General features: G+C 72.2%; 16 protein-coding genes. 14 read left to right on the forward strand and 2 right to left on the reverse strand.

Annotated features, from left to right (window positions below; translation table 11 throughout):
- Positions 1 to 217 precede the first annotated feature (217 nt).
- The 14 genes from ABZ911_RS34350 to ABZ911_RS34415 all read left to right on the forward strand — a co-directional run bounded on the left by ABZ911_RS34350 (position 218) and on the right by ABZ911_RS34415 (position 15,601).
- Positions 218 to 1,552, forward strand: coding sequence for a hypothetical protein (locus ABZ911_RS34350; RefSeq protein ID WP_358065677.1), 1,335 nt, complete (start codon positions 218 to 220; stop codon positions 1,550 to 1,552).
- 67 nt (positions 1,553 to 1,619) lie between these two features.
- The gene (locus ABZ911_RS34355; protein ID WP_358065680.1) at positions 1,620 to 2,297 is read left to right on the forward strand and encodes a response regulator transcription factor; all 678 of its coding nucleotides are present in this window, start codon (positions 1,620 to 1,622) and stop codon (positions 2,295 to 2,297) included.
- A 105-nt stretch (positions 2,298 to 2,402) separates the two neighbouring features.
- Positions 2,403 to 3,740, forward strand: coding sequence for a hypothetical protein (locus ABZ911_RS34360; RefSeq protein WP_358065682.1), 1,338 nt, complete (start codon positions 2,403 to 2,405; stop codon positions 3,738 to 3,740).
- 2 nt (positions 3,741 to 3,742) lie between these two features.
- Positions 3,743 to 4,885, forward strand: a complete 1,143-nt coding sequence (locus tag ABZ911_RS34365; protein ID WP_358065685.1) for a DegT/DnrJ/EryC1/StrS family aminotransferase — start codon at positions 3,743 to 3,745, stop codon at positions 4,883 to 4,885.
- Positions 4,879 to 6,207 carry a polysaccharide biosynthesis protein gene (locus tag ABZ911_RS34370; protein ID WP_358065688.1) on the forward strand — a complete coding sequence of 443 codons (1,329 nt, stop codon included), beginning with the start codon at positions 4,879 to 4,881 and terminating at the stop codon, positions 6,205 to 6,207. The genes ABZ911_RS34365 and ABZ911_RS34370 overlap by 7 nt, the downstream gene beginning before the upstream one ends.
- Complete coding sequence (locus ABZ911_RS34375; RefSeq protein ID WP_358065691.1) at positions 6,207 to 7,169, forward strand: hypothetical protein; 963 nt, start codon at positions 6,207 to 6,209, stop codon at positions 7,167 to 7,169. Before ABZ911_RS34370 ends, ABZ911_RS34375 begins: the two co-directional genes overlap by 1 nt.
- The gene (locus ABZ911_RS34380; RefSeq protein WP_358065694.1) at positions 7,166 to 8,383 is read left to right on the forward strand and encodes a glycosyltransferase; all 1,218 of its coding nucleotides are present in this window, start codon (positions 7,166 to 7,168) and stop codon (positions 8,381 to 8,383) included. The genes ABZ911_RS34375 and ABZ911_RS34380 overlap by 4 nt, the downstream gene beginning before the upstream one ends.
- A gap of 26 nt (positions 8,384 to 8,409) precedes the next feature.
- Positions 8,410 to 9,846, forward strand: a complete 1,437-nt coding sequence (locus ABZ911_RS34385; RefSeq protein WP_358065697.1) for an RtcB family protein — start codon at positions 8,410 to 8,412, stop codon at positions 9,844 to 9,846.
- 10 nt (positions 9,847 to 9,856) lie between these two features.
- Positions 9,857 to 10,252 carry a hypothetical protein gene (locus ABZ911_RS34390; protein ID WP_358065700.1) on the forward strand — a complete coding sequence of 132 codons (396 nt, stop codon included), beginning with the start codon at positions 9,857 to 9,859 and terminating at the stop codon, positions 10,250 to 10,252.
- Positions 10,249 to 11,205, forward strand: coding sequence for a phosphotransferase (locus ABZ911_RS34395; protein ID WP_358065703.1), 957 nt, complete (start codon positions 10,249 to 10,251; stop codon positions 11,203 to 11,205). The genes ABZ911_RS34390 and ABZ911_RS34395 overlap by 4 nt, the downstream gene beginning before the upstream one ends.
- The gene (locus tag ABZ911_RS34400) at positions 11,202 to 12,485 is read left to right on the forward strand and encodes an O-antigen ligase family protein (protein ID WP_358065706.1); all 1,284 of its coding nucleotides are present in this window, start codon (positions 11,202 to 11,204) and stop codon (positions 12,483 to 12,485) included. The genes ABZ911_RS34395 and ABZ911_RS34400 overlap by 4 nt, the downstream gene beginning before the upstream one ends.
- Positions 12,482 to 13,756: an oligosaccharide flippase family protein gene (locus ABZ911_RS34405; RefSeq protein ID WP_358065709.1), complete on the forward strand. Its 1,275-nt coding sequence runs from the start codon at positions 12,482 to 12,484 to the stop codon at positions 13,754 to 13,756. The genes ABZ911_RS34400 and ABZ911_RS34405 overlap by 4 nt, the downstream gene beginning before the upstream one ends.
- A complete protein-coding gene (locus tag ABZ911_RS34410) occupies positions 13,753 to 14,910 on the forward strand; it encodes a hypothetical protein (RefSeq protein WP_358065712.1) in 1,158 nt (385 codons plus the stop codon). The genes ABZ911_RS34405 and ABZ911_RS34410 overlap by 4 nt, the downstream gene beginning before the upstream one ends.
- 4 nt (positions 14,911 to 14,914) lie before the next feature.
- The gene (locus ABZ911_RS34415; protein ID WP_358065715.1) at positions 14,915 to 15,601 is read left to right on the forward strand and encodes a sugar transferase; all 687 of its coding nucleotides are present in this window, start codon (positions 14,915 to 14,917) and stop codon (positions 15,599 to 15,601) included.
- Positions 15,602 to 15,651: 50 nt separating this feature from the next.
- On the opposite strand, the gene ABZ911_RS34420 is transcribed toward ABZ911_RS34415, so the two are convergent.
- Both ABZ911_RS34420 and ABZ911_RS34425 read right to left on the reverse strand, forming a co-directional pair.
- Positions 15,652 to 16,698 (reverse strand): 2-oxoacid:ferredoxin oxidoreductase subunit beta, encoded by a 1,047-nt coding sequence (locus tag ABZ911_RS34420; protein WP_358065718.1) that lies wholly within the window; start codon positions 16,696 to 16,698, stop codon positions 15,652 to 15,654.
- Complete coding sequence (locus tag ABZ911_RS34425; protein ID WP_358065721.1) at positions 16,691 to 18,535, reverse strand: 2-oxoacid:acceptor oxidoreductase subunit alpha; 1,845 nt, start codon at positions 18,533 to 18,535, stop codon at positions 16,691 to 16,693. The genes ABZ911_RS34420 and ABZ911_RS34425 overlap by 8 nt, the downstream gene beginning before the upstream one ends.
- Positions 18,536 to 18,552: the final 17 nt, after the last annotated feature.

Here is an 18,552-nt window from a genome sequence, read left to right on the forward strand (position 1 = left end):
CGCGCTACGGGAGGGGTGCGATCGCGTCAACGGGGGGTGCGGGGCGCATATACCGGTGCAATCCCCGTGTGCGGTTGTCACCGGGCTACCCCCCGCAATTTGACTAGCGTTCCTCGTGTCGTTGCCTGATCAACCGGAGCGGCTTCCCGGCTTACCCTGAGCCGTGGTTCCAGACCAGTTAGACGGGCCAGCCGGCAGCGCGCCTGCGAGCCGGCCGGTGCTCAACTACGAGCTGGCGACCCTGCTGTCCGAGGCCGGATACTCCCGTGAGGCGCTGGCCAGGCAGGTCGCCCGTCAGGCGCGGCAGGACTACGGACTGCGGCTGGCCTACGACTATCGCTCGGTCGGGCGCTGGCTGCGCGGCAGCGTGCCGGAACCACCCATCCCCGACGTCGTCGCCCAGGTGCTCGGGCGGGCCGTCGGCCGCGTCGTCACCGCGAGCGAACTGGGCTTCCACCGGGGGCAGCAGGTCGCCTCCGGCTTCGAGCTGCCCCGCGACCCCGGGCAGGTGGTCGGCGCGGTCACCGAGCTGTGGCGGCTGACCGGCAGCAGGCTCAACGGGTTCGGGCAGACCCCCTTCCACGCCGCCCAGGCCCTGGAGGTGGGGGTCGACTGGCGGTTCGGCCGGCCGGGCACCCCGTCGCGCAGGTCGGGCACCCGCAAGGTGGCGGGCGCCGACGTGGAGCTGGTCCGGCGCACGCACACCGAGTTCAAGAACCTGGACCACACCCACGGCGGCGGCTTCGCGCTCGGCTGGCTGGTCCGCTACCTGGCCGAGGACGTGGCCCCGCTGCTGCTCGGCAGGTACCAGGAGGCGGTCGGCCGGGAGCTGTTCCAGGCCTCCGCGGTGCTGACCGACCTGGTCGGCTGGATGGCCTTCGACGCCGGGCGGCACGGGCTGGCCCAGCACTACTTCAGCCAGGCCGCCGCGCTGGCCCAACAGGCGGGCGACGCCCTGTACGGCGCGCAGGTCATCGGCAACCTCGCCACCCAGGCCCTCTACCTGGGCCACTGCCGCACCGCCGTACGCCTGTCGCGGGTGGCGCGGGACGGCGCGGGCCGCAACGCGCCGCCCGCGCTGATCGCCAGGCTGTCGGGCACCGAGATGCGCGCGCTGGCCCTGACCGAGGACGTAGGCGAGTTCACCAGGATCCGCAAGGGCGCAGAACGGGCGATGGAGCGGCGCACCGCGGAGAACGACCCCGACTGGCTCGACGCGTTCACCCCGGCCCACCACGCGGGGGCCACCATGCACGCGCTGCGCGACCTGGGGCGCGACAAGGAGGCCAGGGCGCTGCTCGACGAGGCGCTGGAGCTGCCCGTCCGCAACATCCGGGCGCGGGCGCTGCACCAGGTGCTGGCCGCGTCGGTGCTGGCGCAGTGCGGGGAACTGGACGGCGCGTGCGAGCTGGCGCACGCGGCGCTGGAGTCGGGACGGACGATCAAGTCGCTGCGGCTGTCGGGCCGGCTGACCGAGTTCGCCCAGCGGCTGGAGCCGGTGGCCGACAGCGGGCCGGTGGCGCTGTTCCTCGAAGCGGTGAACGGCGGATGACCGTTAAGTGGGGTAATTCCTGCATTTGCATGATGCGGCAGTAAAGCGGGCAGGTCATAGTGCACTGGTGAATCAGACCAGGGTCCTCATCGTCGACGACCACCGGCTCTTCGTGGAGATGCTCGCCGCGCGTCTCACGATGGAGCCCGACCTCGATGTCCTGCCCGTCGCCCACGACGTCGCGGGGCTGCTCGCCGTCGCGAAGGCGCGCCGCCCGGACGTCGTCGTCCTGGACATGACGCTCGGGCCCGCCAGCGGCCTGGGCGCCCTGGACCGGCTCACCGAACTCTGCCCGGACACGCGGATCATCTTCCTCACCGCCTCCGACGACATGACGCTCCTCGTCCAGGCCATCCGGCTGGGCGCGGTGGGTTGGGTGCCCAAGAGCGTGGGGGCCGACCGGTTGATCAAGGTCATCCGTACCGTGGCGCAGGGCGGCGGCTTCATCCCCTCGCGGCTGCTGGCCGACCTGCTGCGGCGGCTCACCTCGGGCGACGAGGTGGCCGAGGCCGAGCACCGGCTGGCCTCGCTGACCCAGCGCGAGCGCCAGGTGCTGACCTGCATGGTGGAGGGCCTCGGCCGCTCGGAGATCGCCCAGCACCTCGGCGTCTCGGTGAACACCGCCCGCACGCACACCCAGAACCTGCTGGCCAAACTCGACGTCCATTCCGGCCTGGAGGCCATCTCGCTCGCCATGCGTGCGGGGCTTCGTCCCACGATGGCGGTTTCGGTACCTCACGCGTGACACCACCGCATATGGCGTAGTGGGTGGTCGTCTCCTTGGGCGATTCGCCCAGCCTCCGCCTTCCTTAATCTGGCCGAGTCGCACATCTGGTCGGCCGGGGGGTGGATGGTGGAGCTTGACGAGGTAGTGGCCCGGTTGATCCGCCGCTATTGGCCGGTCATCCTGCTGTGCGCGCTGCTACCCGTGCTCGGCGTCGGCCTCTACGCCAAGACCAGGCCGCCCACTTACACCGCGACGGCCACCTTGGTGATCGCCAGCAAGGTGCCGCAGGCGTCGGGCGAGGCCGCGGCCGTCGCCGGTCAGGCCGCCGCCTTCGCCACCAGCCCCGACGTGCTCGCCGCGGCCGTCCGCTCCACCGGGCTCGACCGGGACGTGGCCGAACTGGCGGAGAACGTCTCGCTGACCGGGCTCGGCTCCTCGCCGCTGGCCACGCTGTCGGTCAAGGACCGCGACCGCAACGGGGCCAAGGTGCTCGCGGCGGCGCTGGCCGTACAGGTGACCGGGCAGATCGACCAGTCGAGGGTGAGCGGTCTGCGCACCGTGCTCGGCGACGTCACCAAGCGGGTCGCCGAGCTGACCTCGCAGCTCGCCAAGGCCCAGAAGACCGTGCTGGCCAACCCCAAGAACTCCGAGGCCCTGCAGAAGCGCGACGACCTGCAGCGGGCGCTGACCGACCAGAAGGCGCTGCGCTCCAACGTGGTCGACCAGGCCGCGCTCGCCGGTCAGTCCCGGGTGGTGAGCTGGCCCGCGCTGCCCGCCGAGCCCGACCCGGTGCGGGTGCTGCAGATGGTCGTCGTCGCCCTGGTCGGCGGCATCGTGCTGGGCGTGGTGCTGGCCTCTGCGGTGGAGACCGTCCAGCCGACCGTGCCCGGCGTCCGCCGGGTCGCGCGGCGGCTCGGGGTCCCGCTGCTCGGCTGCGCCCGAGGCCGCAAGGCGGCCCTCGTCCCACTGGTACGGCGCCTGCGCCTGGCCGCCAGACGCGCCGAGGTGCGCACCGTCATCCTGGTCGGCGCCGACGGCTCGGTGGCGCCCGGCGTCGTCGAGACCATCAAGGCCGCCATGCCCCGCGTCCCCGCCGTTCCGGTGAAGCAGACGGCCGACGAGTCCATGGTCACCACCGTCGAGGGCGAACTGCCCGGCCGCAAGAAGAACGACTCCGGCGGCGTGGCCGTCGCCCTGGCCGCCAAGCGGGTGGTCATGCAGGCCGACACCGCCCCGATCCCGGTGGTCAAGGCCCAGCCGGCCACGGTCAAGCTGCTCTGCCTGGAAGACGTCCCCGTGGACAAGGACCTGGAGAACGTGGGCCTCGTCCTGGTCAGCCGCAGGGTGACCCGGCTGGCCAACCTCTACGTGATCAATGACCTGGTTGAGGCGTCCGGCTGGCCGCTGCTCGGCGTCGTCGCCGACTACGCGCCCCGGCGTCTCCTCGGCAAAGGAAGATGACCGTGCAGACCGTTCCCTACTTCGTCCCGACTTTCGCGGATGACGCGGCCGACGCCGTGCTCGACGCCCTGCGGTCCGGGTGGGTGACGACGGGCCCCCGCGTCGCGGCCTTCGAGGAGGAGTTCGCCGCCCACGTGGGCGCGGCGCACGCCATCGCGGTCTCCACCTGCACCGCCGCCATCGAACTGTCGCTGCGCGCGCTCGGCCTGCCCGAGGGCAGCCCCGTACTGACCCCGAGCCTGACCTTCTGCAGCGCGGTCGGCGTGATCGTCAACGCCCGGCTGCGGCCGGTGCTGGTCGACGTGGACGAGCACACGCTGACCCCGTCGCCCGAGACCGTCGCCGCGGCCGTCCGCCGCGCCGGGCAGCCCGCCGCCATGGTCGTCACCCACATGGCCGGATACCCGGTGGACGCCAAGGAACTGGCCGCCGCCGCCGGGCTGCCGATGGAACGGATCGTCGAGGACATCGCGCACGGCCCCGGCGGCACCCTGCGCGGCGCCCCGGTCGGCGCCGACTCCTACGCGGGCTGCTTCAGCTTCTACGCCACCAAGAACCTGCCCATCGGCGAGGGCGGCGCCATCGTCACCTACGACGCCGACCTGGCCGCCAGGCTGCGCGCCATGCGCCTGCACGGGATGACCAAGGACGCCTGGAAGCGCTACCTGCCCGGCGGGAGCTGGCGCTACGACGTGGCCGAGCTGGGCATGAAGGCCAACTTCACCGACATGCAGGCCGCGATCGGCCGCGCCCAGCTCCGCGCCCTGCCGGGCATGCAGGCCAGGCGCGCCGAACTGGCCGCCCGCTACGACGACGCGCTGACCGGCCTGCCCGGCCTGACCCTGCCCCAACGCCCCGCGACCGGCCACGCCTGGCACCTCTACCAGGTACGGCTCGCCGACCGCGACACCGTCGACGCGCGCCTCAACGACGCCGGCGTCGGCACCTCCGTGCACTTCATCCCCGTCCACCGCCTGACCGCCTACGCCCGGCTGCTCGGCGCGGAGGAGTGCGCCACCGTCCCGGTGACCGACCGGGTCGCCGACGAACTGCTGTCCATACCCCTCTACCCCGGCCTGTCCGACGAGCAGCAGGACCAGGTGATCTCCGCCCTCGCCGGCGCGCTCGGCGGGCCCCCGTGCTAGCCAGGCTCCGTTCCCGGCGACGGCAGCGGGGCACCCCCGTCCTGCTCGTCGGCGCGCTCGGAGACGGGCCGGCCCTGGCCCGCTGGCTGCTGGACGCCCCGGGCCGCGGGGTGCGGCCGGTGGGGTTCCTGGACGACGAGCTCACCGGACAGGTGCACGGGCTGCCGGTGCTGGGCACGATCGCCCAGCTCGGCGAGGTCGCCGCCGCCACGGGCGTGGAGGTGGTCGTCGCAGTGCCGGGGCAGACCGTCACCGAGCTGGCCCGGCTGATCGAGGCCGCCGCCGGTGTGGGCCTGGCCTTCGGGCACGCGAACGAGGCACCCGTCGTGGCCACCCGCCTGCTCGGCCGGGCGCCCGCGGGCTTCGACCGGACCAGGATCAGGCGGGCGGTGAAAGGGCAGCGCGTCCTGGTCACCGGCGTGAACGACATCGTCGGCAAGGAGCTGTGCGGCCGGCTGGAGGAGCTGAACGCGGCCTCGGTCACCATGCTGTGCACCGCCGAACGGACGCTCGACGAGGTCTTCGCCGAGCTCAGACCGGAGATCGTCTTCCACGCCGACCTGGTGCGCGACCTGTCGCTGGCCGAACGCCAGCCGTGCGTCGCGGTCAGCAGGAACGTGCTGGGCACCCGGCAGGTCCTGGACGCTGCGCTCCGGCACGGCGCCGAACGGTTCGTCGTGGTCTCCGGCGTCGAGGCGGCCGACCCGTCCTCGGTGCTCGGCGCCACCTACCGGCTGGCCGAACTGGTCGTGCAGGCCGCCGCGGGCGGCGGCGTACGGCTGGCGGCCACCCGCCTGGGCGTGCTCATCGCCACCGCCCGCTCACCCCTGGCCGCCTTGGGCGAGCAGGCCTGCCGTGCCGAGGCCATGACCGTCGGCCACCCCGACACCGCCCGCTACTTCATGACCTTGCAGGAGGCCGCCGAGCTCACCCTGGAGGTGGCCGCGCTCGCCGAACGCGGCGAGGTGTTCGCGCTGGACATCGGCGCCCCCGTCCCGGTGGTCACGCTCGTGCACGCCTTCGCTGAGCAGCTCAGGCTGCCCGAGGTGCGCATCCGCTTCACCGGGCTGCAGCCCGGCGAGCGCCAGTTCGACAAGCTGTTCTCCGGCGGGGAGGCCCGGGTGCCGACCGCGAACCCGCAGGTCTGGGCCGCCCGGCCGGGGCCGGCGCCGGCGGGACAGGCGAGCCTGCTGAACCGGCTCGACCACGCCGCCACCCGGGGCAGCGACCACGACGTACGGACCCTGCTGCGCAGACTCCTGCCCGAGTACCGGCCGGCCGGCACGCGGGAACCCGCCCGCCTCACCCAGGAAGCGCTGTGATGCCGACATATGTGAAGACCGGGGGCGAGACGCTGGAAATCGCGGACGGCGCCCCCGGCTGGATCGCCCGCCTGATCGAGGAGACCGTGGGCGCCGCCCCCACCGCCTCGGCGGACGGGCCCGCCACGGTCCGCCTGGTGGCCGAGGCGTCCTCCGCGCCCTTCCCCCGGGAGGGCCTGCACGTCCTCACCCGGGGCGCGTACGCCGACGGCACCCGCGTCCTGGTGACCGACGCCTGTTCCGCCGGATTCGACCTGCTGGCCGAGGCCGGGGACGACACCCTCACCGTGCGGGCGCGCTACCGCCCGGCGGCCAAGACCAAGGCCGCCAACCTGGTGCTCTCCTCCCGCTTCCGCCTGCTGGCCGGGCAGACGCTGGTGCACTACCCGGTCCTGTGGCGGGCGAGCTGGCGGGGCAGGGTGCCCCTGCACGTCTCGGTGGTCGGCACGGCCGGCCGTACCGTGCTGCTGGCCGGGCCCGGGGGCGTCGGCAAGTCGACGTTCGTCCGCCGGGCGATCGCCCTCGGCGCCAGGGCCACCGCCGACAACCTGTGCGTCGCCGACCCCGGCGGCGCCTGCCACGGCGTCGCCGAGCCGATGCGCACCGACGCCGCGGACGCCGGGCAGGGCCGGTCCACCTCGCACGGCCGGGTGTCGGTGCCGTTCGACGACCGGATCGACGCGCTGGAACCCGATCGGCTCGTCGTCCTCGGCCGGGGCGCCAAGACGGCCGTCAGCGAGATCGACCCGGCCGAGGCGGCGCGCGTCCTGGTGGCCGGCACCTACGCGGGCGGCGAACTGCGCCGCTACTGGGCCATGGCGGCGACCCTGTCCCTCGGCACCGGCCGCGGCCCCGCCCACCCGGCGATCGCCGAGGTGGCCCGCTCCTACGCGGAGGCGCTGCCCTGCTTCCGCGTCTCCATCGCGGACGGCGAGTCCGTCGGAATCGAGGAGCTCCCATGACCCGCATTCGCGTGGCCAACGTCATCACCAGGATGACAGCGGGAGCGGGAGGCGTCGCCCTGCGCGGCGCCCTCGCCCTGGACCCCGAGCTCTACGAGGTGACCTTCATCGCGGGCGGGACGGGCCTGGACGGCTCGCGCGGCAGCGCCCAGGGCGCCGACGAGGGCGTGCTGCGCGGCGAGGAGGCGGTGGCCGCGGCCCCCGCCGCCGACCTCATCGGCGAGGCGTACGCGGCCGGCATGCACGTGATGCAGGCGCCCACGCTGGTGCCGGAGATCTCGCCCGGCAATGATAAGGCGGCCCTGCGCACGCTGACCCGGCTGCTCGCCGAAGGCGGCTTCGACGTCGTGCACACGCACAGCGCCAAGGGCGGCGTACTCGGCCGGCTCGCCGCCGCGCGGGCCGGCACCAAGCGGATCGTGCACACCTGGCACGGCTTCCCCTTCCACGACTTCATGCCCGCCTGGCGGCGCGCCGTCTACGTCCGGATCGAACGGCACTGCGCCAAGCACACCGACGCCTTCCTCGCGGTGGGCGCCCAGGTGGCCGTGGAGGCGATGCGCAGGAAGATGGGCAGCCCCGACCGGATCAGGACCATCCCGCCCGCCGTCGAGCGGGTGACCTACCCGCCGGGCAGCAGGGAGCAGGCCCGCGCGCTGCTCGACCTGCCCGTCGGCGTGCGCATCGTGGGCACCGTCGGCCGGGTCTCCTACCAGAAGGCGCCCGAGCACTTCGTCGAGGCGATGGCCAGGCAGCCCGCCGACGTCTACGGCGTCTGGGTCGGCGGCGGCGAGGACCTGGACAAGATGAAGGCGCTCTCCCAGCGGCTCGGCCTGGGGGACCGGATGCGCTGGCTGGGACACCGCGACGACGTGGCCAGGCTGCTGCCCGCCTTCGAGGTGTTCGCCATGGCCAGCAGGTACGAGGGGCTGCCGTGCGTGGTCCTGGAGGCGGTCGCCGCGGGCGTCCCGGTGGTGGCCACGTCCGTCAACGCGCTGTCCGACGTGATCGTGCCGGGGGAGACGGGCCTGCTGGTGCCGCCGCAGCGGCCGGCCGAACTCGCCGCCGCGATCACCTACCTCCTCGACCATCCCTCCGAAGGGCGGCGGATGGCCGAGGCCGCGGGGCGGCGCATCGGGCACGAGTACGAGCCCGCCGCCCTGGCCACCGTCCTCGATCAGGTCTATCGCGGGCCTTACCGGCGACCCGCCTGAACACATCGCTTGCAGGAGAGAAACCAGTGGATCTGACCGTATTCAGCGGGAACCCGAGGGTCTTCGACAGCCCCGACGTGCCTGCCGACCCCGACGTGCTGGCCGCCCTGGACCAGCAGGTCAAGGGGGCCGACCTGGCCGCGCCCCCGGTGGTGCTGCCGGACTTCCACCACAAGTCGAAGATGGAGCTGCCCTCCTCGGTGGCGGTCGCCACCGTGGGAACGGTCCGCCCGACGCTGACCTCAGCCTCCGTCAACTGCGGCATGGCGCTCATCGCCCTGGACGGCGACCGCCCCACCCAGACGGCCGTGGAGACCTTCTACCGCCGGATCAAGGACAGGTACCCCTACCCGCCGACCAAGCGCCTGGAGCTGAGCCTCAACGAGGTGCGCAGGGCGGCCGTGGAGGGCGCCGAGTTCGCCGCCGAACGCTGGGGCGTCAGAGCCGAGGAACTGGAGCGGATCGAGGAGGGCGGCCGACTCGACCTCGAACGGTACGGCGGCGCCACCCGGCTCCTCAAGGAGATGCCCTCCATCGCCTTCCAACTCGCCCGGATGCGCTTCGGCACCGTCGGGCCGTCCAACCACTTCATCGAGCTGCAGGTGGTGGAGGAGGTCTACGACGAGGCGGCGGCCGCGCTGCTCGGCCTGCGCCAGGGCCAGCTCACCCTGCAGTACCACGGCGGCGGCGGCGTGCTCACCGGCGAGGTGGGCGCCCTGTTCGGGCCGCGCAAGTACAACCCGCGCAATCTGCGGATGGCGGCCGCCGTACAGAAGCCGCTGTTCCATCTGGCGACGGCGCGCTCGCTCGCCGAGATGAAGCGCCGCTACGCCCTGTACTTCAGTCACGGCTGCCCGCCGCTGGACCTGGACAGCGACGAGGGCAGGCGGCTGATGCTGGCCAACGCGGCGGCGATGAACTACGGCTTCGCCTTCCGGGTGGCCACCTACGCCTACCTGAAGGCGGTCGCCAAGGACGTGTTCGGCGGCGCCGAGGGGCGGCTCGTGGTGGACTCGCCGCACAACTCGATGTACGAGGAGCCGCTGCCGACGGAGTTCGGCGAGGGCCGGACGGCGGTCGTGCACCGGCACAACTCCTGCCGCGCCTACCCGGCCGAGCTGATGCCCGAGGGCAGCGTGTTCGCCACCACGGGCCAGGCGCTGCTGCTGCCGGGCACCAACCGCACCTCCTCCTACGTGGCCCTGCCCGGCTCGGACGTCGCCGACAGCCTGCACTCGGCCTGCCACGGCGCCGGGACGGTGATCTCCGACTTCGAGCGCAAGGGCCTGTCGGGGCCGCACCCGCACGGGCACAAGACGCTCCGCTACCGCTACAGCGACGCCGCTCCCGCCGAGGTCGCCCACCTCGACGACAACGGCGTCGAGGCCGCGATCTCCATCCTCACCGACAACAAGCTCGCGCGTCCCATCGTCCGGATGCGCCCGTTCGCCGTACTCAACTAGGAGAAGACGCATGCCAGACTGGTCCGCGCCGGGCGAGCGCTGGCGACTGCTGCTCCCGCCGGGAACCGTGGTCGTCCGCCTCGGCACGCCGGATCAGCCGCCCGTGCCGGGCGGCAAGCAGGTCGCCGTGCTGGGCGGGCGCCGCCAGGTCAGGACGGCGCTGCGGGCGGCGGGCCTGCGGGCCGAGGTGGAGTACGTCGCCCTGCCCTCCTTCGCGGACCCCGTGCTGGTGGTGCCGCTGCGCTCGCCGCTGACGGCGTGGGCCGCGCGCGGCGTGCTCACCGTGCCCCCCGACGTGACCTGGCCGCACCCCGTTTACTCGCTGGCGGTCTCGGCGGTCAGGCGCCTGCCGTGGCTGCTCGGCCTGCTGACCAGGCAGCGCCTCGTGCTCGGGAGGCCGTCGTGAACGAGGTGCTCGCCGGGGGCGGGGTGGCGCTGCTGGCCGGGTCCCGCGACCCGAACGCCAAGGTCACCGCCGTGGTGATGGGCAAGGGCGGCGGCCCGACACCCGAACGGGTGATCAAGATCGCCACCACCGGGCACGCCGCCACCGTGGTCCGCGCGGAGGGCCGGCTGCTGGCGGAACTGGCCGGCCGGCTCCCCCCGGCCGTCGCCGCCACCCTGCCCGAGGTCCTCGGGTACGGCGACGTCGACGGCCTGCCCGCGCTCATCACCTCAGGCATGCCGGGCACCCCCATGCTCGCCGACTACCACCTGTGGCGGCACGTCGCCCGCCGCCGCCACGTGGCCGCCGACTTCGCCGCCGCCGGAGCCTGGCTCGCCGCCCTGCAGGCCGCGCCCACCGGCCCCGCCAAACCGGTCACCCTGCTCGCCGACACCCTCGACCTGATCGCCGAACGCCACCCCGGCCGCCCCCTGGCCCGGCTCGCGCCCGCCGCCGCCGACCTGGCCGCCGTCCGCCTGCCCCGAACCGTCTCGCACGGCGACTACTGGCTCGGCAACATCCTGCTGGACCGCGGCCGGGTCACCGGCGTCGTCGACTGGGAGGCCGGCGAGCTCGTCGGCGAACCGCTGCGGGACGTGGCCCGCTTCGTCCTGTCCTACGCCCTCTACCTGCACCGGCACACCCCGCGCGGGCGCCAGGTCGCCGGGCACGCCGGGCTGCGCGCCCGCGGCTTCGGCCCCGGCATCGTGCACGTCCTGCAGGGCAGCGGCTGGTTCCCCGCGCTGGCCAGGGACTTCGTCTCGGCCGCGCTGGCCCGCCTGGGCGCCCCCCGGACCTTGTGGCGGGCGGTGCTGCTGGCCGGGCTGGCCGACGTGGTCGTCACCGCCGACGACCCGCGCTTCGCCCGCGACCACCTCGACCTGCTGGACCGCCTGCGGGCGGAGCGGCCATGACCGCCGAACTGCTGGCCGGGCCGCTGCGGATCGAGCCGCCGCCGCCCAGGCGGGCGCGGTCGCTGGCGGCGATCGCCGTGGCCATCGCCATCTTCTCGCTGCCGCTGCTGCGCCCGCTCGGGCCGAGCAACACCGGCATTCCCGACGCCGGGCTGGTGCTGCTCACCATCATCACCGTGCAGTGGGCGAGCGGGCGGGCCTACGGGCTGCGCGTGCCGTACATCGTGGCGATGGCGCTCATCATCCTGGGTGGGGCCATTCCGGCGGCGATCACCGGCGAGGGCGGGCTGACGCTCGCGCAGGACGTGTTCGTGTACTTCTGGGCGGTGGCGCTGGCCAGCCTGGGGCGGGATCCGCAGCTCTTCGCGATCGCGGTGCGGACGTGGGTGGTGGCCGCCGTGCTCGGCGGGGCGCTGATGCTGGTCGGGATCTTCGCCGGCATCCCCTACCTGTCGGGGCAGATCGAGGCCGAGGGCATCCGGGCCGGCTACACCTTCGGCGAGCCGAACTACGCCTCCAACTTCTTCCTCACCGGCCTGTTCCTGCTCAGAGCCGCCCAGTATCCGCGGCGCAGGCTCTGGCGCACGCTGTGCATCATCGTGCTGCTGGTCGCGCTGGTCTACAACGGCTCCAACGGCGCCTTCCTCGGACTGGTCATGGGCACCCTCGGCGGGACGTTCTTCACCCTGGTCAAGAAGGGTAAGGCGGCGATGGCGCTGGTCCTCGCCGGGTCGTGCCTGCTCGCCGGAGGCGCCGTCTACACGCTCGTCGACACCAACGCGATCCTGCGCGAGGCCTCCCAGTTCTCTCCCCTGCTCAAGGACTCCATCGGGCGCACCGCCTCCAGCGAGGACAGCCGGGGCGAGGTGAACAGCCAGACGCTCGGCATGTGGTTCGACACCGCGCCGCCGTACGGCATCGGGCCCGCGCGCACGCTCGGCGAGATGAAGCGGACGCTGATGCCGTACCCGAAGGAGGCGCACAACGACTACATCGCCGCGATGCTCGAACGCGGGCTGCTCGGCGCGCTCGGCGTGTGCACCCTGATGGCCTCGCTGGCCGTGCGGGCCCGCCGGGTCTCCGCCAGGGGGGCGCTGAAACCGGAGTACGCGGCCATCATCCCGCGGCCCGAACTGCTCGCCGCGATGACCGGCGTCATGGCCTTCTCCGCCTTCTTCTACGAGGTGCTGCACTACCGGCACGCTTGGGCGATGTTCGGGGTGCTCGCCGCACTGGAGATCTGGGGGCGGAACCGGCAGGAACCGGGGGGGATCCGGTGAAGGGGAGACTGGCCACCCTGCTGGCCGGCAACGCCGCCGCCCGGGTCGGCGCGATGGGCTCGCTCGGGCTGGCCACCGTCATGGTCGCCCAGGCGGGGGGATCGGTGCTGGTCGGCGAGTTCACCCTGTTCCGGGTGCTGCCCGGCATCGTGTGCGTGCTCGCGGTGTGCGGGCTGCCGGCCGCCTCGCCGTACTTCCTGGCCAGGTCTGAGGAGGAGTTGCCGCGCATCCGCGCCGCGCTGGTGTGGATCACGCTGGGCGGCGCCGCGCTCGGCGCCCTCGTCTGGCTCGCGCTCAGCCCCGTGCTCCGGCACGTCTTCTTCGCCCAGCTCGGCCTCGGCGTGGTGGCCGCCGCCGCGATCCCCACCTTCACCCAGACCTTCGTCGCCGTCGGCAAGTCCCAGCTCCAGGGCGGGCAGGACCAGCGCGGCGCCAACGTGGCCATCGTCCTGGAGGAGGCCGCGTTCCTGCCGCTGTACGGCGCGCTGCTGTTCTTCTCCCGTGACGTGACCGGCATGCTGGCCGGCCTGGTGCTCGCCGACGTCGCCGTCGCCGCCGGCATCGCCGTACGGCTGGCCCGGCAGGGCTACTTCCGCGGCTGGCGCAACCCGGGCCGCAAGCTCGTCGGCGAGATCTGCGGCTACGGCCTGCGCGGCCAGATCGGCGGCCTGCTGCAGCTCGTCAACGACCGCTTCGACGTGGCTTTCCTCGCCGCCGTCGCCAGCCCCTCCGTGCTCGGCGTCTACACCGTGGCCAGCAAGCTCGCCGACCTGCTGCGGATGCCGGGCCTGGCGCTCACCTACGTCCTCTATCCGACCTTCGCCAGGGACCCGCAGGGGGCGGCCGGAAGGACCGCGTCGCTGATGGTCAAGGCGTTCGGGATCAGCGTCGTGCTGGCCGTCCCCGTGGCGCTGCTGGCGGGGCCGGTGCTCCCGCGGCTGTTCGGGGCGGAGTTCACCGCCGCCGTACTGCCCGCCCAGATCATGATCGGCGGCACCGTGGTGTGCAGCGTCGCCGGACTGGTCACCGCCTTCCTGCTCGGCATCGGACGGCCCGGTGCGAACTCGATCTCGATCGTGGCCGGCGTGGCCGTGACCGTGACACTCAACTGGCTGCTGGTCCCGACTCTGGGAGCCGTGGGAGCCGCCGTCGCCGCCGCGGCGGCGAACGTCGCCACGACGGTCACCCTGCTGGCCTTCTTCCTTCGGTTGCGCGGCACGGTCCCCCCACCGCCGGGCGAACGGCCCTCTCCACAGAAAGTCACCGCATGACGGCTCACGCGAAACTGAGAATCACAGCACTGGCCGGAGTACTCGCCCTGGTGGCCGGGTGCGGCGGTGGCGCGGCGCCCGTCGGCGGCTCGACGCCCACCCCTCTCGGCTCGGAGGACCCCGACGGCCCGGTTCTCACGGTCGAGCCCACGGTGCAGACCTCCGGCGGAGCCGACATGGCGAATCCGTCCCCGCTGCCGTCGCCGACCACCTCGCGCGAGCAGAAGCCGCGCGACCTGAAGAGCGGCGTGCCCACGCCCGCCCTGACCAAGCACCAGCAGGCCGCCGACGAGGCGGTGCGCAGGGGGCTGACGGTCTGGGTGGAGACGGACCTGGTCAAGCACTGGCTGGCTGGGCCGCAGCCGTACAACGAGGCCATCGCCAAGGTCAAGGCCATGGCCGAGCGGCCCGGCGTAGCCGGGGTGAAGATCGCCGACGAGCTGGGCTACAACGACGGGATGGACTCGCCCCGCCAGATCAAGGCGTTCCTCGCCGCCACCGCGAAGGCGCTGCGCAAGGCGGTCCCCGACACCCAGGTGATGCTCGACTTCTACGTACCCGGCCTGGGCTGCCAGCCGAACTCCGAGCATCCCAAGGCCAAGGCGTGCCGTGAGGCGGCCGACTGGAAGCACCCGCAGATCTCCCTCGGCAACATGGACCACTACCTGGCCGGCGGGTACATCGACGTGCTCAACCTGAGCACCGCCATCCAGCCGGAAGAGGTCTACAAGAGCTGGGGCAGCAGCAGGGCCGAGACGCAGAAGCAGGCGTGGACCGAGGTGACCGCCCGAGGCTGGGCCAACTACGTGACCGTGCACGCCCGCCGCGGCCTGGCCCACCCGGGCCGGTTCGACGGCGACAAGGCCAGGGCCAAGGACCTGGAAGAGATCTTCGTGGGGATCCCGATGGACTTCGGGGTCGCCGCCACCGACATCTGGACGTGGCGCCAGGCCTACAAGAACGACACCTACCGCCTCATGGACCCCGGCATGAAGAGCAACGCGCTCTGGGAGGCCCTGCGTGAGCGCCGCAAGTCCGGCGCGAGGCTCATGACGCACTTCACGCCCAGTTCGGTGGAGAAGAGCGTCCCCGAGGACCTCGCGGTCCTGTCCACCGTGTTCACCGACGTACTGATCGCTGCAGGGACCGGGTGAGGTCATGACCAGCCATGCGGAATCCGCCTTCGACTCGCCGAAACCCGCGGGCGAGGTGCCTCTCGTCGAGCACGAGGGCGTCTCGCCGGTGCTGTCGCGCCGCCTGCTCGACATCGTGGCGGCGGGATTCGGCCTGCTCGTTCTCGCGCTGCCGATGGTCCTGGTGTACGTGCTGGTGCGCCGGTCCAGCCCCGGTCCGGGGTTCTTCAGCCAGGTCAGGGTGGGGCAGGGCGGCCGGCCGTTCTCGATGTACAAGTTCCGCACCATGCGGACCGGCGTCGCCGGCGGCCTGGTCACGGCCTCCCACGACCCCCGGCTCACCAAGATCGGCGTCTTCCTACGCCGCACGTCCATCGACGAGTTGCCGCAACTGTGGAACGTTCTGCGCGGCGACATGACGCTGGTCGGCGTACGGCCCGAGACGTACGGCCTGGCCGTCCTCTACCCGCAGTCGCGCCGCTGGGTCTTCGACCACCGCCCGGGACTCACCGGCCCGGCGCAGATCCGCTTCCGCGACTTCGACATCCTGGGACCGGGCGAGGAGGTCGACACCTCCGTGTACATCGACCGGGTGGTGCCCGCCCGGGAGGCGATCGACGCGCTGTTCCTGCGTACCCCGACGTTCGGGGCGACCCTGCGGACGCTGTTCGACACCGTGCGCTACTTCCTGGGCCTGCGGCTCTCCGGCTGAGAAAAACGTCGAGCGCCCCCTGATGCAGAGGGCGCTCGATGTGGTCGTTCTCAGCCGATGCGCCAGGTGTCGCCACCCAGCAGCAGGTCGCTCAGCTCGCCGGGGCCCTGCTGAGCCTTGGCCTCCTCCATCTGCTCGGCCATCAGCACGTCGTAGGCCGGGCGGTCGATCTGGCGGAAGATGCCGATCGGCACGTGCTCGAAGGCCGGCTCGTCCAGCCTGGACAGCGCGAAGGCCAGCGAGGGGTCGGCCCGGTGCGCGTCGTGCACGAGGATGTCGGCCTCGGCCACGGACGCGCGGTCCACCACCTCGATGCCGCCGTCGGCGCTGCGCACGACCGCCTTGGAGGCGCTCTGGATCGGCTGCCCGTGCTCGACCCGCAACGTGATGTCGTCGCGGATCTCCGGGTCCTTGAGCTGCTCGAAGGCGTTGTCGTTGAAGATGTTGCAGTTCTGGTAGATCTCCACCAGCGAGGTGCCGCGGTGCGCGGTGGCCTCGCGCAGCACCGACTGCAGGTGCTTGCGGTCGGAGTCGATGGTGCGCGCCACGAACGAGGCCTCGGCGCCCAGCGCCAGCGAGATCGGGTTGAACGGCTTGTCCAGCGAGCCCATCGGCGTCGACTTGGTGATCTTGCCGATCTCGGAGGTCGGCGAGTACTGGCCCTTGGTCAGACCGTAGATCCTGTTGTTGAACAGCAGGATGTTCAGGTTGACGTTGCGGCGCAGGGCGTGGATCAGGTGGTTGCCGCCGATCGACAGCGCGTCACCGTCACCCGTGATCACCCAGACGCTCAGGTCAGGTCTGCTGGCCGCCAGCCCGGTCGCGATCGCCGGAGCGCGACCGTGGATGGAGTGGAAGCCGTAGGTGTTCAGGTAGTACGGGAAGCGGCTGGAGCAGCCGATGCCGGAGACGAACACGATGTTCTCGCGCTTGAGCCCCAACTCGGGCAGGAAGCTCTGCACCGCGGCCAGGATGGCGTAGTCACCGCAGCCGGGGCACCAGCGGACCTCCTGGTCGGACTTGAAGTCCTTCATGCCCTGCTTGACGTCGCTCTTCGGGATGAGCGACAGTCCCTTGCCGTTGACGAGTTCAGTCACCGTCGATCACGTCCTGGATCACTCCGGCCAGCTCCTCGGCCTTGAACGGGAGCCCGCGCACCCGGTTGTAGCTGATGATGTCGACCAGGAAGCGGGCGCGCAGCAGCAGCGCGAGCTGACCGAGGTTGATCTCGGGCAGCAGCACCTTGTCGTAGCTCTTGAGGATCTCGCCGGTGTTGGCCGGCAGCGGGTTGAGGTGGCGCAGGTGGGCCTGCGCGACCTTGCCGCCCGACTTCCTGATCCGGCGCACGGCGGCGGCGATCGGCCCGTAGGTCGACCCCCAGCCGAGCACCAGCACCTTCGCCTCGCCGTCCGGGTCGTCGACCTGGAGGTCCGGCACGTCGACACCGTCGATCTTGGCCTGACGCACCCGGACCATGCGGTCGTGGTTGTTCGGGTCGTAGGAGATGTTGCCCGTGCCGTCGGCCTTCTCGATGCCGCCGATGCGGTGCTCCAGGCCCGCCGTGCCCGGGATGGCCCAGGGGCGGGCCAGCGTCTCGGTGTCGCGCTTGAACGGCAGGAAGGTGCCGTCCTCGGCGTTCGGCTCGGTTGTGTAGGCGACCGAGATGTCCGGCAGTTCGGAGATCTCGGGCAGCTTCCACGGCTCGGAGCCGTTGGCGAGGTAGCCGTCCGACAGCAGCATGACCGGGGTGCGGTACTTCACCGCGATCCTGGCCGCCTCGATCGCCGCGTCGAAGCAGTCGCTCGGCGACATCGGGGCCACGATCGGCAGCGGCGACTCGCCGTTGCGGCCGAACATGGCCATCAGCAGGTCGGTCTGCTCGGTCTTGGTCGGCATGCCCGTCGACGGGCCCGCGCGCTGCACGTCCACGACGATCAGTGGCAGCTCCGTGGTGACCGCCAGGCCCACGGTCTCGGCCTTGAGCGCCACGCCGGGACCGCTGGTGGTGGTCACGCCCAGCGCGCCGCCGAAGGCCGCGCCCAGCGCCGCGCCGACACCCGCGATCTCGTCCTCCGCCTGGAAGGTGCGGATGCCGAAGCGCTTGTGCTTGGACAGCTCGTGCAGGATGTCGGAGGCCGGGGTGATCGGGTACGAGCCGAGGAACAGCGGCAGCTTCGACTGGACGCTGGCGGCGATCAGGCCGTAGGCGAGCGCCTGGTTGCCGGAGATGTTGCGATAGACGCCCGGCGGCAGCTTGGCCGGCTTGACCTCGTAGGACACCGAGAACGACTCGGTCGTCTCGCCGTAGTTCCAGCCCGCCTGGAAGGCCGCGATGTTGGCCTTGGCGATGTCGGGCTTCTTGGCGAACTTCTGCTCGAGGAAGCTGATGGTCGCCTCGGTCGGCCGGTGGTAGAGCCACGACAGCAGGCCGAGGGCGAACATGTTCTTGGAGCGCTCGGCGTCCTTCTTGGACAGGTCGAAACCTTCGAGCGCCCTGACCGTGAGCGAGGTCAGCGGCACCGCGTGGACGCGCCACTCGCCGAGCGTGTCGTCCTCGAGCGGGTTACCGTCGTAGCCCACCTTCTGCAGGTTGCGCTTGGTGAACTCGTCGGTGTTGGCGATGATGTCGGCCCCGCGCGGCAGGTCGCCCAGGTTGGCCTTGAGCGCGGCCGGGTTCATCGCGACCAGGACGTTGGGGGCATCCCCGGGGGTGAGGATGTCGTGGTCGGCGAAGTGCAACTGGAAGCTCGAAACGCCCGGCAGGGTCCCTGCGGGGGCGCGGATCTCGGCGGGGAAGTTGGGGAGCGTCGACAGGTCGTTGCCGAACTCCGCTGTACCCGCCGTGAAGCGGTCGCCGGTGAGCTGCATGCCGTCGCCGGAGTCACCGGCGAAACGGATGATCACGCGGTCGAGTTGCTGAACCTGCTTGGTCACAGCTTCTCAGTCCTCCT

Source organism: Nonomuraea sp. NPDC046570 (genome assembly GCF_040645915.1).
GTDB lineage: Bacteria > Actinomycetota > Actinomycetes > Streptosporangiales > Streptosporangiaceae > Nonomuraea.